Origin of the sequence: Solibacillus sp. FSL R5-0691 (assembly GCF_037974225.1) — a bacterium.
Lineage (GTDB): Bacteria > Bacillota > Bacilli > Bacillales_A > Planococcaceae > Solibacillus.
In genome coordinates this window covers 2492874-2508177 of record NZ_CP150231.1, presented here as the reverse complement: position 1 = coordinate 2508177, position 15304 = coordinate 2492874, and the positions used below count along the sequence as shown (strand labels likewise).

Genomic DNA, 15304 nt, shown 5'->3' with positions numbered 1-15304 from the left:
TATTCAATTAATGAATTCGCGGTATAAGCATATCAAAAAAAGGAGAATTATGCATAAATATCGAATGATACAGGGAAGGTTATTTTAGGAGGTATGTTATATGCAGATTTCATTTCACGGACATTCCGTAGTAAAAATCGTGACAAATGGGACTACGATTTTAATTGACCCTTTCATTAATGGAAATGGACAAACAGACTTAAAGGTTGAAAATGAAAAACCGGATGTCATTTTATTGACGCACGGACATAATGATCATGTTGGTGATACAGTAGAATTAGCAAAAAAACATGATGCACTTGTCGTTGCACCAAATGAACTTGCAGACTATTTAGGCTGGCAAGGTTGCAGAGTCCACAACATGCATATTGGTGGTGCACGCCAATTTGAATTCGGGAAAGTGAAATTTACACAGGCGTTCCACGGATCTTCCTATGTAACGGAAAACAACGAAATCATCTATATGGGAATGCCGGCCGGAATTTTATTTACAGCTGAAGGTAAAACAATTTACCATGCTGGTGATACGGCATTATTCGGAGATATGGAGTTGATCGGAAAACGTCATCCGATTGATATCGCATTTTTACCGATTGGCGACAACTTTACAATGGGACCTGAAGATGCAGCATATGCTGTTTCGTTACTGAAACCAAAAATTGTCGTGCCTGTCCACTACAACACATTCCCGCCAATTGAACAAGATCCGGCAGACTTTACGAAACTTGTTGAAGACGCAGAAGTTCAAGTATTGAAACCAGGGGAGTTTGTGAAATTCTAATCTCATTCTGGTAACCAAACAATTATATAATTCTTGCATAACTTAAACTGCCCAACAAACTATTTTGTTGGGCAGTTTGTCTTATTTAAACCTATCGCTTTTTCATACATTTATAAGCAATTATACGGGTATATGTATTGAAAATACTATAATTGCGCTGTTTAAATATGGTACACTAAAGACATAAATGAATGATGAGAAATAGGTGATGTAATTGTCAACGAAACACGAGAAGATTTTACAATACATTGAATCACTACCAGTTGGCGATAAAATTTCGGTTCGTCAAATTGCAAAGGAAATGCAAGTGAGTGAAGGGACAGCTTACCGAGCGATTAAAGAAGCTGAAAACCGACGTCTTGTAAGCTCAATCGAACGTGTAGGTACGATTCGAATTGAAAAGAAAAAGAAAGAAAATATTGAACGCTTAACATTTGCGGAAATTGTAAATATTATAGATGGTCAAGTTTTAGGAGGAAAGACAGGTCTCCATAAAACATTGACGAAATTTGTAATTGGTGCGATGAAGCTTGATGATATGATGCGCTATACTGATGCAGGGAGCCTGCTCATTGTCGGTAACCGTACACAGGCACATGAATACGCATTGAAAACAGGGGCTGCTGTATTGATTACAGGTGGTTTTGATACAACTGAATCCAACAAAGAGCTGGCAGATGAAGTGGATTTACCGATTATTTCGACAACATATGATACGTTTACAGTGGCAACGATGATCAACCGTGCCATCTATGACCAGCTAATTAAAAAAGATATTTTATTGATTGAAGATGTATACGTGCCAATGGAAGATACAGCAGTATTAAAAAATAATGATACGATTGCAGATTTCCATAGACAGAACCGTCGTACGACACATGGAGCCTTTCCTGTAGTTACAGGCCAAAACAGACTAGTCGGGATGATTACGAGCAAGGACGTAATCGGGAAAGAAGAATCGGAACCGATTGATAAAGTAATGACAAAGAACCCGATTGCTGCTTCGATGAAAACGAGTGTCGCTTCAGCAGGTCACCGAATGATTTGGGAAGGAATCGACTTGCTCCCTGTCATTGATGAGGAAGGGTTATTAAAAGGGGTTATTAGTCGCCAGGATGTTTTGAAGGCGATCCAGTTAGCGCAGCGCCAGCCTCAGCACGGAGAGACGATCGATGATTTAGTGAAAAATGAAATGCGCGTCATGGGTGAAGAAGATATTGAAGTGGAATTTACGGTTACACCACAAATGACAAACCAGTTTGGTGCAATTTCATACGGTGCTTTTACAATCCTGTTATCCGAAGTCGGTGCATTTGCATTGAAGCGTCGTAAGCGCGGGGAAGCAGTTGTTGAGAATATGAATATTTATTTTATCAAACCTGTTCAGATGGAAAGTGTTTTAACCGTCCGTCCAAGAATTTTGGACATGTCCCGTAAGTTCGTGAAAATGGATTTTGAAGTATACAGTGCGACAAATCTTGTAGGAAAAGCGATGATGACATTCCAACTATTAGAACGCTAAAAAAGGGTCATGCTGAAAGTAATCACTTTCAACTGACCCCGTTCTTTTACCTGTTTAGTTCGTATTCCTCTTTTATGTATCGCCCTTCATGCTGCATGCGTTTATAGTTATTCACACCTAAACCTGCACCAATGATAAGGAAAATAGCTGCAACGGCAAACCCGAGAATATCCGGATACAGAATCGTTGCATTCAGACCAAAGAAGATGAGAAATGCGGCAAGCGCAACTCCGGCTTTTGCAGTATACCATTTACGACGGATTGGTAATGTCGAACGGAACTGCTTTGTTTTGAAATAAAAATAAAATACTAGTGATGCTATAATACAGGCAACAAACAGAAAATTTAAATAGACCATATTGAACCTCCTAATAGCCAAACTACTAAATATTGTAACGATTTTTAATAGAAAATGATATAGGTATTCAATATGCACGAGGAGGAAATGTATTGAAACGTCAAATTATTGACAAAATTAAACAATATGAAACAATTGTACTGCATCGCCATGTACGGCCAGACCCAGATGCGTACGGCTCACAAATTGGGCTGGCAGAGTTGATTCGGGCAAATTATCCGGAAAAGGCGGTTTACACGGTTGGTGAGCATGATGATTCATTATCATTCATGGCATCTCCTCAGCAAGTTGAAGATGCACAGTTTAAAAATGCACTGGTCATTGTGACTGATACTGCGAATACCGAGCGTATTGATGATCAGCGCTATGTAAACGGCGATTTTCTTATTAAAATCGACCACCATCCGAATGATGATGCTTATGGTGATTTATTATGGGTGGATACGGATGCTAGTTCATGCAGTGAAATGATCTATGACCTTTATGAAGAAGGCAAAGCGTATGCAGACTGGAAGATGTCCGATGAAGCGGCACGCCTGTTATTTGCGGGAATTGTCGGTGATACTGGGCGATTCTTATACCCAAGTGCGGGTCCGAAAACATTTGAAACAGCAGGACACCTTGTACAATATAATTTCGACCGAAATGAAGTATTTGATGGTATGTACGAAATGGAACGCAAGCTATTAAATCTTCAAGGTTATATATACCAGCATTTTGAAATGGATGAGCACGGCGCGGCATCGATTAAATTGCCTGCAGATATTTTAAAGCAATTTGATGCTACTCCTTCTGAAACATCCCTATTAGTCAGTTCATTGGGCAATGTAAAGAATATCCGTGCATGGGTGATGTTCATCGAGGACAATGATACAATTCGCGTTCGCATCCGCTCGAAAGGTCCGGTTATCAACGGCCTGGCGAAAAAATATAATGGCGGCGGGCATCCGCTGGCATCTGGTGCTACAGCTTATTCATGGGAAGAGGCAGATCAAGTAATTGAAGATTTAAAGGTCATTTGCAGTGAATATAAATAATATGATGGAGGGATGACGGGTGACTGTATATCCACAAGTACGGACAAGTGCAGATTTATTGAAAAGTACAATTCGTATCGAAGAGCTCATCCCTTTTTTACATCAGCAAAAGGCAAAAAGCTGTGCAATTGTTAATACGAAATTGTACGGTCTTTTGCCTTTTTGGTTTGAAATGAAAAGGGCCGGTATTCATCCGGTAGTAGGGTTGACGATTCAGCTCGAATTGACGGAAGATCAATCGTTGCCGCTTGTTTTATATGCAAAAACAAACGAAGGTTATCGTAATTTGTTGAAAATTTCCAGCAGTATATCCATTCGACCAGAGCAGACGATTCCATTAAGATGGCTGCTTGCATATGGAAAAGGAATTGCTTTTATGATCCCTGTTCTCGAACAGCAGGCAATATGGCTTCAGCAGGATGCAGAATCATTATTGAAAGAAATTATGAAGGCCTATCCGCATGAAGTATATATCGGGATTTCGCGTTTATCCGACACAGCAGATTTGGAAAGTTCAGCAGTGCAGCTCGCAGAAAAAAATGCTCTGCCGATTGTGGCAACTCATGAAAGTCTATTTTTCAATGAAGAGGACTTTTTTGCCTATGAAGTGGCACAAGCCATCCACACCGGTGTAAAACTGAGTGATGCTGTAAAAAGCAATAAACAGGGAAATCATTTACTGACAGCAGAACAGTGGCAGCAAAAGTTTCATGATCAAAAGCAATGGCTCATACAAATGGAAATGCTATTACTAAGCTGTCAAATCGAAATCAACACAAACAATGTGTATATGCCGAAATTTCCGGTTGGAGAAGGGGAAACGGCAGAGAGCTTGCTGCAGCAGCAAGTGGTGAACGGTTTACAGCGACGATTAAATATGCCTACATTGCCCACTCACTATGTTGAACGGGTGAACTATGAACTTCATGTTATTCAATCGATGGGCTATTCGGATTATTTTCTCATAGTTGCCGATTTCATGCGTTTTGCACGGGAATCACAAATATTAACAGGTCCTGGCCGTGGTTCTTCCGCATCTTCACTTGTCGCATTTGCACTCGAGATTACACAGGTGGACCCATTGCAATATGATTTACTGTTTGAACGTTTTTTAAATCCGGAACGTATTACTTTGCCGGATATTGATATCGACTTTTTAGATACGAGACGGCATGAAGTTATTCAGTATGTTGCAAAAAAATACGGCAAACAATATGTCGCACAAATTATTACGTTCGGTACACTATCTGCAAAAGCGGTTGCCCGTGATGTTGCCCGTATGTTTAACTTCGAAAGCGAAGCACTGGAAATGATATCTAAGCTGATACCGAATAAGCACGGCATTACACTGAAGGAAGCCTATGCAATGTCGGAAAACTTAAGGGCATGGGTTACAGCAGAGCCAATACGCCAAAAATGGTTTCAAACATCCCTTCGTTTGGAAGGACTCCCAAGGAATGCTTCTACACATGCAGCAGGGGTCGTATTGAGTCCTGTTCCATTAGTGGATGTCGTACCAATTGAAGAAGGACATGACGGAATATTTTTAACACAGTGGCCGATGCAGGAAGTGGAGCAAAACGGGCTGTTGAAAATTGACTTTTTGGGACTCCGTAATTTGACGATACTAGAACAAATAAGAAAGTCGATACAGTTTACCCATAATACGCAAATCAATTTTAATCAAATTCCATTCAATGATGAAGAAACATTCGAACTATTACAAAATGGTGATACAAATGGTATTTTCCAGCTTGAATCGGATGGAATGAAAAATGCACTCCGTGAAATTAAACCGACTCATTTTTTAGATATTGTGGCGGTCAATGCATTATATCGACCAGGTCCGATGGAATTTATCCCGATGTATGCAAGAAGAAAGCATAAAAAAGAGCAGGTCATTATGCCACATCCGCATTTAACGCCGATTTTGGAAGAGACGTACGGTGTTATTATTTATCAGGAACAAATTATGCGCATTGCAAATGTGATGGCGGGCTTTTCTTTTGGACAGGCTGATTTGCTCCGTCGTGCTGTGAGTAAAAAGAAGCGGGATGTACTAGAACAGCAGCGGGCATCCTTCGTAAAAGGTGCTCTGTCAAAAGGCTATACCCAGCAGGCAGCAGAAGAAGTGTATGCATTAATCGTACGGTTTGCCGATTATGGCTTCCCGAAAAGCCATGCCGTTGCCTATAGTGTCATCTCCTACCAGATGGCATACTTAAAAGCCAATTATCCGGTCAATTTTTATGCTGCGCTCCTGACAAATGCGACAGGTAATCCGGAAAAGCTTGCCCAAACTATAATGGAGGCAAAAGCAAGGGGAATCGAAATATTACCGCCGTCGGTTAATCGAAGTATGCGTCACTTTAAAGTGGAAAGCGGGAAAATTCGATTTAGTCTGTCTGCGATTAAAGGAGTACCGCAGCCATTTATGCAAAAACTGTTAATTGCGCGGGAAGAAAGACAAAAGCCGTTTGATTCAATATTTGATTTGGCGGTGACGTTGACGACAGCGAATTTCAACAGGAAAATTATCGAACCGCTCATTAAAGCTGGAGCACTTGATGAGTTCGGCAAAGATCGTGCAACATTACTCGCTACAATTGAAGGTGCACAAAAACAGGCCGATTTCGTACGACCGGGCGGGGATGACTTGTTTGAAGGGGCATTGCTCGCATTTGGCAAACCGAAGTATAGTGAAACGTCCCCAATGCCCGAAAAAATAAAACTTCAGTTTGAAAAGGATGTACTCGGTTTTTATTTATCAGATCATCCGATTGTTAAAATTCGAAGCCATTTTCCGGAAGTTACGGCAACAGTTCAGACTTTGGCGCAGCTTAAAGACAATACATTCGTAAAGATGATCGGTCAAGTTCGGGAAATGCGCCAGCTTCGCACAAAACGCGGTGAACTGATGGCATTTGTACAAATGGAAGATGAGTTTGGAGCGGTTTCTTTAACAGTATTTCCGAAAGAATATGAGCAAGTTGTCGGGAAAATCAGGGAAGAGGGACTGCTTTATATCGAAGGCTTTTACGAGCATCGATTCAATAAGCAACAAATAAAAGTGAAGCAGATTATTATAAAATAAATAGTATTAAAGAGCGCCTTCTAATAGCTTTAGAGGCGCTCTTTTTATATAGGTTCATCTAAATTTATCGAAAAAACGTAAATCTAGTTATATATTCGCAAATTTTATTATATATAAAATATAAGTTTTATATTTTCTCTTTACAATGTGAAAAACATTTTGTATTCTTACTTTAGCAACTGGTCTGACCACTTTTATTGATAAATGAAAAGCGTTCGTCACGGTGAGGTGAAAAATGTGGAAGATAAGCCCGCAAAAAAGATGTTTATTCAAATTGTGAAGCAATTACATGATTTAATTGCAGAACAAAATATTCAAGAAGGGCAGAAGCTTCCTTCAGAGAGAATGTTAAGCGAGCAACTGCAAGTAGGCAGGTCTTCGGTTCGGGAGGCCCTGCGCAGTCTGGAGCTTCTTGGTTTAATCGAAACAAGGCATGGCGGTGGTACATACTTGGCGAGTATGCAGCACCATCAGTTTGTGGAAATTGTCGGGTCATTTATTTTACAGGACGAAAAGTCAATCGCGGATGTACATGCGACAAGACAAATGCATGAAAAAGAAGCGATTCGAATTATTTGTCAGTCGGATAATTTAAGGGCATTACCGATTTGGCAGAGCTTTTTTGCAAAGGTAGAGCTTGAACAGGAGCTAAAACGAGAAGACATTCTTCGCGAATGTATGATCGTTTCAGGTAACCGTCTTGCATTAAAAATTTGGCTCCAGCTTGTTTCATTCAGCAATAATTTATTGGCACATGAAATTACAGAAGAAGAGAAAATGGAATTGAAAACAATGCTTGCTTCATTGCAAATGGGTTATTTACATGAAGCAATTGAATCATATGAAAATTGGATGGTCATTATTAAAGGATGATTATGTAAAGATAAAGGGGGATTACGATGGCGATTCGTGATTTATTTACAATTAGTCGTAAAAAAAATACTGATAATATTACTAGAAAAGAAGATGAAAAATCTTTTCCGGAAGGCATCGTGACAAAATGTCCTAAATGTAAAACAATTCATGTCACAAAGGAACTCGAGAAGAACTTAAAAGTATGCGCAAAATGCCAACATCATTTTACGTTGAATGCCAATGAAAGAATTGCCTGTTTTTTAGATGAAGGTTCTTTTGTTTCAATGGACGATCATTTACAAACTACAAATCCGTTAAACTTCCCTGCCTATGTGGAAAAAGTGGAAGCGGATATGAAGAAGACAGGGCTGAACGAAGCGGTATTAACAGGTGTCGGTGCATTAAAAGGGATGCAGGTCGTTGTTGCAGTGATGGATTCGCACTTCCGTATGGGGTCAATGGGTTCGGTTGTAGGTGAAAAAATTACACGTGCTGTAGAAAAGGCAACAGAATTGAGAGTGCCGTTCATTATCTTTACGGCAAGTGGCGGTGCGCGAATGCAAGAAGGGGTATTGTCATTAATGCAAATGGCAAAAACGAGTGTTGCTTTAAAACGCCATAGCGAGGAAGGCTTACTCTATATTTCAATTTTGACGCATCCGACTACTGGTGGTGTATCCGCAAGTTTTGCATCGATCGGCGATTATAATATTGCGGAGCCTCAAAGTCTGATTGGATTTGCGGGACGTCGTGTAATAGAACAAACGGTACGTGAAAAGTTACCGGATGATTTCCAGACAGCAGAATTTTTATTAGATCATGGACAGCTTGATGCAATTTTTAACCGGACAGAAATGCGCGATAAAATTGCAACAATCGTTAAGCTGCATGTACAGGGGGGCGTATCGCATGTCTAAATTAATGGCATTTGAAGAACCGGTTGTAAAACTTCGTGAAAAAATTGTAGAGCTGAAAACAATTGCCACGGAAGCGGATGTAGATATGACTGGGGAAATTGACAAGCTGGAAACTCGCTTACAGGAACTTGAAAAAAGCGTTTATGCAAATATGGAGCCTTGGCACCGTGTGCAAGTAGCCCGTCATGCGGATCGTCCAACAACACTTGAATATATTGAACGTATTTTTGAAGATTTTATCGAAGTGCATGGGGATCGTACATTTAAAGATGATGCAGCGATTGTCGGCGGGATTGCCTCATTCAATGGTCAGCCGATTACGATAATTGGCCATCAGCGCGGGAAAACAACTAAGGAAAATATCCGCCGCAATTTTGGTATGCCACATCCTGAAGGATACCGGAAGGCGTTGCGGTTAATGAAACAGGCAGAGAAATTCAAACGCCCGATTATTTGCTTTATCGATACGAAAGGTGCGTATCCTGGTAAAGCAGCTGAAGAACGCGGTCAAAGTGAAGCGATTGCCCGGAATTTGTTTGAAATGGCCGGAATTCGGGTACCGATTGTTAGTATTGTAATTGGTGAAGGTGGAAGTGGTGGTGCACTTGCACTTGGGGTTGCAAATAAGATTCTGATGCTTGAAAACTCGACGTATTCAGTAATTTCTCCTGAAGGCGCTGCATCAATTTTATGGAAAGATGCAAGCTATGCTAAAGAAGCAGCGGAAGCAATGAAAATTACAGCCCTTGATCTAAAACAGCTTAAAGTGATTGATGGGATTATCCCGGAAGTTGCCGGTGGTGCCCATAAGGATATTGAACAGCAGGCGATTTTTATGAAAGAATATCTTACAACTATTTTAGATGAATTAAATAACGAAAACCCAGATCAATTAGTTGAAAATCGTTATATGAAATTTAAAAATATTGGACAGTATATAGAACAATAAGCTTGTTTTATAACAGTAGTATACTTCGAAGAATGCGTGTGAGCGCATTCTTCATTTTTTTCAAAAGCTTTACAATTTGTTTTCTAGAATAGTTACATATGAGCGTATTTTCTGTTAATGTGGTTAGTAACAGCGTAATAGGAGGAAAAGGTCGTATGAAGAAGATTGCGGTTTTAACGAGTGGTGGAGACGCACCAGGGATGAATGCTGTTATTCGTGCAGTCGTTCGTAAAGCGAGTTTTCACAATGTTGATGTTGTCGGGGTATATCATGGTTATGAAGGTCTCTATAACGGGAACTTCGAGCTTTTAGATATTGGTTCTGTTGGCGATATTATTCAACGAGGCGGTACGAAACTGTATTCAGCACGTTTCCCTGAATTTAAGCAGGATGATATTCAAAATAGAGCGATCGAACGCATGAAAGAAGAGGGGATCGAAGGGTTAGTTGTCATAGGCGGAGATGGTACTTATCGTGGAGCCATGCAATTATCTGATAAAGGATTCCCGTGTGTGGGCATTCCCGGTACAATCGACAATGACGTACCTGGTACAGAATATACGATTGGCTTTGATACGGCACTTAATACAGTAGTCGAATCAATCGATAAAATCCGTGACACGGCAACAAGTCATGAAAATACGTTTGTTATTGAAGTAATGGGCCGCGATGCAGGAGACATTGCTCTTTGGGCAGGATTGGCCGCAGGTGCGGAATCGATTTTAATACCTGAAGAATCGTACGAGCTGGATGATATTGTAAAACGTCTTGAGCGTGGGGCAGCCCGCGGAAAGCGCCATAGTATTATTATTGTAGCTGAAGGTGTAATGAATGGGCATAAACTTGCGCAGCTTCTTGAAGAACGCACAGGAATTAAAATTCGTACATCTGTATTAGGCCATATACAGCGAGGAGGATCTCCATCTGCTCGGGACCGTGTGTTAGCAGGCCGATTTGGTGCAAGAGCGGTAGAGCTATTGTTGGAAAACAAAGGTGGAAGAGCAGTTGGCGTGAAAAATCACGCTATAATCGATTATGATTTAAGAAAAGCATTTGAAACTAAGCACCAAGCAGACTTAAGTCTGTATACATTATCAAAAGAGCTTTCAATTTAAAGTGCATAAAAACGGAGATGACAAAACTATGAGAAAAACTAAAATTGTTTGTACTATTGGACCAGCTAGTGAATCACCAGAAATGTTAGAAAAGTTAATTGATGCAGGGATGAATGTTGCCCGCTTAAACTTCTCACACGGAAATCATGAAGAACATGCAAACCGTATTGCCTCAATTCGTGAAGCAGCAGAACGCATGAAAAAACCGGTTGGAATTTTATTGGACACAAAAGGACCTGAAATCAGAACACACTCAATGGAAAATGGTGAGTTGCATTTAGTAACAGGGCAAGTAATCGATATTTCGATGACAGAAGTTTTAGGGAATGAATCACGTTTCTCCATCACATATGATCAGCTGATTGAAGACGTAGACCAAAACGATATTATCTTATTGGATGACGGCTTAATCGAATTGCGTGTACTTGCGAAAGATACAGAACAAGGGTTAATTCATACAATCGTTGAAAACGCCGGTATTTTAAAGAATAAAAAAGGTGTGAACGTACCAGGCGTTTCTGTGAAATTACCTGGTATTACAGAAAAAGATGCTGCGGATATTTTATTCGGTATTGAGCAAGGCATCGATTTCATCGCCGCTTCATTTGTTCGTACAGCAAAAGATGTCCTAGAAATTCGTGAGCTGTTGGAACAAAATGGTGGAAGCCACATTCAAATTATTCCTAAAATCGAAAACCAGGAAGGCGTTGACAACATCGATGAAATTATCGAAGTGTCAGACGGTTTAATGGTAGCGCGTGGGGACTTAGGTGTAGAAATTCCTGCAGAAGAAGTACCGTTAGTACAAAAATCATTGATCAAAAAATGTAACCAAGTCGGCAAGCCTGTTATTACAGCTACACAAATGCTTGACTCAATGCAGCGCAACCCTCGTCCGACTCGTGCGGAAGCATCAGACGTTGCGAATGCTATTATGGATGGTACAGATGCAATCATGCTTTCAGGTGAAACGGCAGCAGGACTTTATCCGGTAGAATCTGTAGCGACAATGAACAAAATTGCAATCCGTACGGAAAATGCTTTGGATTACCGAGCAATTGTATCGGCACGAAGCCGTGAAAAAGAAGCGAATATGACAGAAGCGATTTCCCAGGCAGTTGCCTATACTTCGATTAACCTTGGTGTTAAAGCAGTATTAGCTCCAACTGAAAGCGGAAATACGGCAAGAATGATTGCAAAATATCGACCAGGTGTATCAATAATTGCGGTTACAAGTCAGCCAAATGTCGCTCAGAAATTGACATTAGTATGGGGCGTGAAACCAATTTTAACGCAACGTGTTTCTACAACGGATGAGATTTTAGAGTTATCTGTTGATGAAGCGCTAAAACATGAATTCGTCAGCCATGGAGATGTAGTTGTAATTACAGCTGGTCTTCCGGTTGGTGAAGCGGGTACGACGAACTTAATGAAAGTACATGTAATTGGTGACTTATTGGCACGTGGACAAGGTATCGGTAAACTATCAGTTGTTGGTAATGCGATTATTGCTAACAATGCATCAGAAGCATTAGCTTACGATACTGAAGGAGCAATTATTGTTACAGTAGGCTCTGACCGTGAAATGATGCCGGCAATCGAAAAATGCGCAGGTATTATTACAGAAGAAGGCGGATTAACATCCCATGCTGCTGTAGTCGGCTTAAGCTTGGGAATTCCTGTAATTGTCGGTGTAAAAGAAGCAACGACTCTAATTCAGCACGGACAGGAAATTACAATGGATGCCGAAACGGGTGTCATTTATAAAGGCCACGCCAGCGTTCTTTAAGAGTAATAACCGTTAAATATAATTTAGTAAAGCAAAACCACCAATTCTTACAATGAGAATGGTGGTTTGTTTTATGTTATAAGCTCTTTTGAAACTTTTTTTCCACTGTTTCGTATAAAATAGTAGAAGAGGGGGTTCATAAATGAAAAAATTTTTATTTGGATTACTCGCACTCGTATTTGCCGAAATTGCGGTATTTATCGTAATTGGAAACGCGATCGGTGTTTTCTATACATTATTATTAATCACTTTCACATCCATAGCAGGAGTATTAATCGCCAAAAAACGCGGAACAAAATCTATACAGGATATTCAAAAAAGCATGAAACAAGGTCAGCCACCAGCAGTACCGGTCATTGAAACATTTATGATTTTTATTGGCGGAATTCTGTTGGCATTACCGGGTTTCATTACGGATATTCTTGGATTATTATTTGTATCAGGCATTACACGAAACTTATTTAAACCGGTCATCTTCTATTTTTTACGTAAAAAAATGAAGAGGGGACAAGTTGTTATTTTGCAAAAATAGCATGTTGTTTTACTTTAATGGCAATCATCAATAATATTGGACTGAGGATGATTCCATAAAAACCGAATAATAAAACTGAGGCAGCGCTGATCAGAAATGTGTGGATCATTCGTAAATGTAACGTATGCGACCAGAGCATTGATTCAGTTAGCTGCCTTATCATTTGGACAATAAAGTACAGTACGAGAATAGCAATGCCCATGACCGGTTCATTTACAATAAAATAATAAATCGAAACGGGAATAAGGAAAATTCCGATTCCTAAAAAAGGCAGGCAGTCTGCAAAAGCGATTAAAAAGGCTTTAATAACAAATGCTTCAAACTTCAAAAAGTAAAACCCTATACATAACAGAATGAATGTCAGCGTAAACAATTGCATTTCGACTACGATAAAGCGGCCGATAAGCTCCATTCCTTTTTGAAAGTAGCGGGCCCATGTAGTGCGATACGCTTTCGGAATATAAGCGAAAAACCATAACCGGTTTTTATAGCTTTCCATCAATGCGAAGTAGAATGTCACAATGAAAATGAAAAATTCAAATATAGACTGAAAACTATTCTTTATAAAATTGATCGTGTAGAACAGCAAGTCCCTTATTAAACTTTGAAGTTTTTCAACAATAAACGGAAGTAGCGGATGTTTCATATAGGTGCTGTCCAAAGACAAAAGTGTTGACTGCAGCTGAGGAAGAATGGTGATAAAACTGTGAATGATGAGCAGGATAACCGAGACGACAACAGAAATTAGAAAGACGGAAAGTATAATGACGACGAGAAAGAAGGGCAGTCTGAATTGTTGCTTGAAAAAGAGGAAAACGGGAAACAATAAATAAGCAAAAAACAGTCCGAAAATTATTGGCGGAATGAAATAAAAAAGTATGATATAAAGTAAGAGAACGATAATATTCCTACTTTTTACTAGCCATTGGTTTGTTTTATTTGTATAATCCATTTATCTCAACTCCTAATTAATACCTTTAATAACTCGTTACAAATTGTAAATTCTCTTTTTTGCACGAATTCTATCAGATATGTGGTTTTTTCCTAAAATCCTACTAATTCATTCACAAAGCCGTCAAAATTGATTATAATGAAATTTGTAAGCGATTTACTTATAGGTTCAATTGAGCAGAACGATATGAGTGTGCGACTTTTTAATAGAGTAAAAAGAAAGCACTTACAAAATTAATTTACTAAGTGAAGGAGCGATTTTTTATGTCAGCAACAAAAGGTTTAGAAGGTATCGTAGCAGCAGAATCGAAAATTTCTTCAATTATCGATGATACACTTACATATGTAGGGTATGGCATCGACGACCTAACTAACAATGCGACTTTTGAAGAAGTAGTATTCTTGTTATGGAACACGCGTTTACCAAACGCTGAAGAATTAGCTAACTTAAAAGAAGAACTAGCTAAAAATATGGAAATTCCAGCGGCAATCACAGATTTATTCAAATCTATGCCTTTAAACACAGTGCACCCAATGGCGGCACTTCGTACAGCTGTATCTATGTTAGGTGCATTTGACGAAGAAGCAGATGTTATGGAAGCTGAAGCAAACTACCGTAAAGCAATCCGTTTACAAGCAAAAATTGGTACTGTAGTAACTACTTTTGCTCGTGTACGTCAAGGTAAAGAACCAGTTGCTCCAAAACCAGAATTAGGTTATGCAGCAAACTTCTTATATATGCTGAAAGGTGAAGAACCAGCAGCAATCGAAATCGAAGCATTCGATAAAGCGTTAATTTTACACGCTGACCACGAATTAAATGCTTCTACATTCACTGCACGTGTATGTGTTGCAACATTATCAGATGTATACTCTGGTGTTACTTCTGCAATCGGCGCTTTAAAAGGCCCATTACACGGTGGTGCTAACGAGCAAGTTATGAAAATGTTAACTGAAATCGGTTCAATCGATAAAGTTGAATCTTGGGTTCAAAACAAATTAGATAACAAAGAAAAAATCATGGGCTTCGGTCACCGCGTTTACCGTAAAGGCGACCCACGTGCACCTCACTTACGTGTAATGTCTGAAAAGCTTACTAAATTAACAGGCAAACCAGAATTATACGATATGTCAGTAAAAATCCATGATATGATCGTTGAACAAAAGAAATTACCTGCAAACGTAGATTTCTTCTCAGCATCAGTATATGATTCTTTAGGTATCGAGCATGACTTATTCACACCAATCTTCGCAGTATCTCGTACTTCAGGTTGGGTAGCGCACATTTTAGAGCAGTATGCAAACAACCGTCTAATCCGTCCACGTGCGGAGTATGTTGGTCCAGATATGCAAAAATACGTTCCAATTAACGAGCGCTAATTAAAAAAGTATGTTAAAATATCT

At 39.6% G+C, this 15304-nt stretch carries 13 protein-coding genes; 11 read left to right on the top strand and 2 right to left on the bottom strand.

Annotated elements, in window-relative coordinates; all coding sequences use genetic code 11:
* Positions 1-100: 100 nt before the first annotated feature.
* Positions 101-781 (top strand): metal-dependent hydrolase, encoded by a 681-nt coding sequence (locus tag MKY51_RS12555; RefSeq protein ID WP_339172579.1) that lies wholly within the window; start codon positions 101-103, stop codon positions 779-781.
* A gap of 214 nt (positions 782-995) precedes the next feature.
* Complete coding sequence (locus MKY51_RS12550) at positions 996-2303, top strand: DRTGG domain-containing protein (protein WP_339172577.1); 1308 nt, start codon at positions 996-998, stop codon at positions 2301-2303.
* Positions 2304-2349: 46 nt separating this feature from the next.
* On the opposite strand, the gene MKY51_RS12545 is transcribed toward MKY51_RS12550, so the two are convergent.
* Entirely contained in the window at positions 2350-2661 is a 312-nt protein-coding gene (locus MKY51_RS12545; RefSeq protein WP_339172574.1) for a YtpI family protein, read from the bottom strand.
* Between the two features lie 92 nt (positions 2662-2753).
* Between MKY51_RS12545 and MKY51_RS12540 the strand changes: the two genes are divergently transcribed.
* From MKY51_RS12540 to MKY51_RS12505, 8 genes are all read left to right on the top strand, one after another.
* The gene (locus tag MKY51_RS12540) at positions 2754-3698 is read left to right on the top strand and encodes a bifunctional oligoribonuclease/PAP phosphatase NrnA (RefSeq protein ID WP_339172571.1); all 945 of its coding nucleotides are present in this window, start codon (positions 2754-2756) and stop codon (positions 3696-3698) included.
* A 19-nt stretch (positions 3699-3717) separates the two neighbouring features.
* The gene (dnaE, locus tag MKY51_RS12535; RefSeq protein WP_339172568.1) at positions 3718-6792 is read left to right on the top strand and encodes a DNA polymerase III subunit alpha; all 3075 of its coding nucleotides are present in this window, start codon (positions 3718-3720) and stop codon (positions 6790-6792) included.
* 237 nt (positions 6793-7029) lie between these two features.
* Positions 7030-7665 (top strand): GntR family transcriptional regulator, encoded by a 636-nt coding sequence (locus MKY51_RS12530; protein WP_339172565.1) that lies wholly within the window; start codon positions 7030-7032, stop codon positions 7663-7665.
* A 26-nt stretch (positions 7666-7691) separates the two neighbouring features.
* A complete protein-coding gene (gene accD, locus MKY51_RS12525; RefSeq protein WP_339172562.1) occupies positions 7692-8564 on the top strand; it encodes an acetyl-CoA carboxylase, carboxyltransferase subunit beta in 873 nt (290 codons plus the stop codon).
* Complete coding sequence (locus tag MKY51_RS12520; RefSeq protein ID WP_339172560.1) at positions 8557-9513, top strand: acetyl-CoA carboxylase carboxyltransferase subunit alpha; 957 nt, start codon at positions 8557-8559, stop codon at positions 9511-9513. The genes accD and MKY51_RS12520 overlap by 8 nt, the downstream gene beginning before the upstream one ends.
* Before the next feature lie 155 nt (positions 9514-9668).
* Positions 9669-10628, top strand: a complete 960-nt coding sequence (pfkA, locus tag MKY51_RS12515; protein ID WP_339172557.1) for a 6-phosphofructokinase — start codon at positions 9669-9671, stop codon at positions 10626-10628.
* Between the two features lie 28 nt (positions 10629-10656).
* Entirely contained in the window at positions 10657-12417 is a 1761-nt protein-coding gene (pyk, locus tag MKY51_RS12510; RefSeq protein ID WP_339172554.1) for a pyruvate kinase, read from the top strand.
* 142 nt (positions 12418-12559) lie between these two features.
* The gene (locus MKY51_RS12505; RefSeq protein WP_339172552.1) at positions 12560-12949 is read left to right on the top strand and encodes an FxsA family protein; all 390 of its coding nucleotides are present in this window, start codon (positions 12560-12562) and stop codon (positions 12947-12949) included.
* Here MKY51_RS12505 and MKY51_RS12500 read toward each other — a convergent pair.
* On the bottom strand, positions 12933-13901 hold the full coding sequence (locus MKY51_RS12500) for an AI-2E family transporter (RefSeq protein ID WP_339172550.1): 969 nt from the start codon (positions 13899-13901) through the stop codon (positions 12933-12935). The genes MKY51_RS12505 and MKY51_RS12500 overlap by 17 nt on opposite strands.
* 263 nt (positions 13902-14164) lie before the next feature.
* On the opposite strand from MKY51_RS12500, the gene citZ reads away from it, so the two are divergent.
* A complete protein-coding gene (gene citZ, locus MKY51_RS12495) occupies positions 14165-15280 on the top strand; it encodes a citrate synthase (protein WP_008407756.1) in 1116 nt (371 codons plus the stop codon).
* Positions 15281-15304: the final 24 nt, after the last annotated feature.

Coding starts and splice junctions, on each gene's coding strand:
- MKY51_RS12555 (WP_339172579.1), top strand. CDS start 101: ATGCAGATTTCATTTCACGGACATTCCGTAGTAAAAATCGTGACAAAT.
- MKY51_RS12545 (WP_339172574.1), bottom strand. CDS start 2,661: ATGGTCTATTTAAATTTTCTGTTTGTTGCCTGTATTATAGCATCACTA.
- accD (WP_339172562.1), top strand. CDS start 7,692: ATGGCGATTCGTGATTTATTTACAATTAGTCGTAAAAAAAATACTGAT.
- MKY51_RS12520 (WP_339172560.1), top strand. CDS start 8,557: ATGTCTAAATTAATGGCATTTGAAGAACCGGTTGTAAAACTTCGTGAA.
- pfkA (WP_339172557.1), top strand. CDS start 9,669: ATGAAGAAGATTGCGGTTTTAACGAGTGGTGGAGACGCACCAGGGATG.
- pyk (WP_339172554.1), top strand. CDS start 10,657: ATGAGAAAAACTAAAATTGTTTGTACTATTGGACCAGCTAGTGAATCA.
- MKY51_RS12505 (WP_339172552.1), top strand. CDS start 12,560: ATGAAAAAATTTTTATTTGGATTACTCGCACTCGTATTTGCCGAAATT.
- MKY51_RS12500 (WP_339172550.1), bottom strand. CDS start 13,901: ATGGATTATACAAATAAAACAAACCAATGGCTAGTAAAAAGTAGGAAT.
- citZ (WP_008407756.1), top strand. CDS start 14,165: ATGTCAGCAACAAAAGGTTTAGAAGGTATCGTAGCAGCAGAATCGAAA.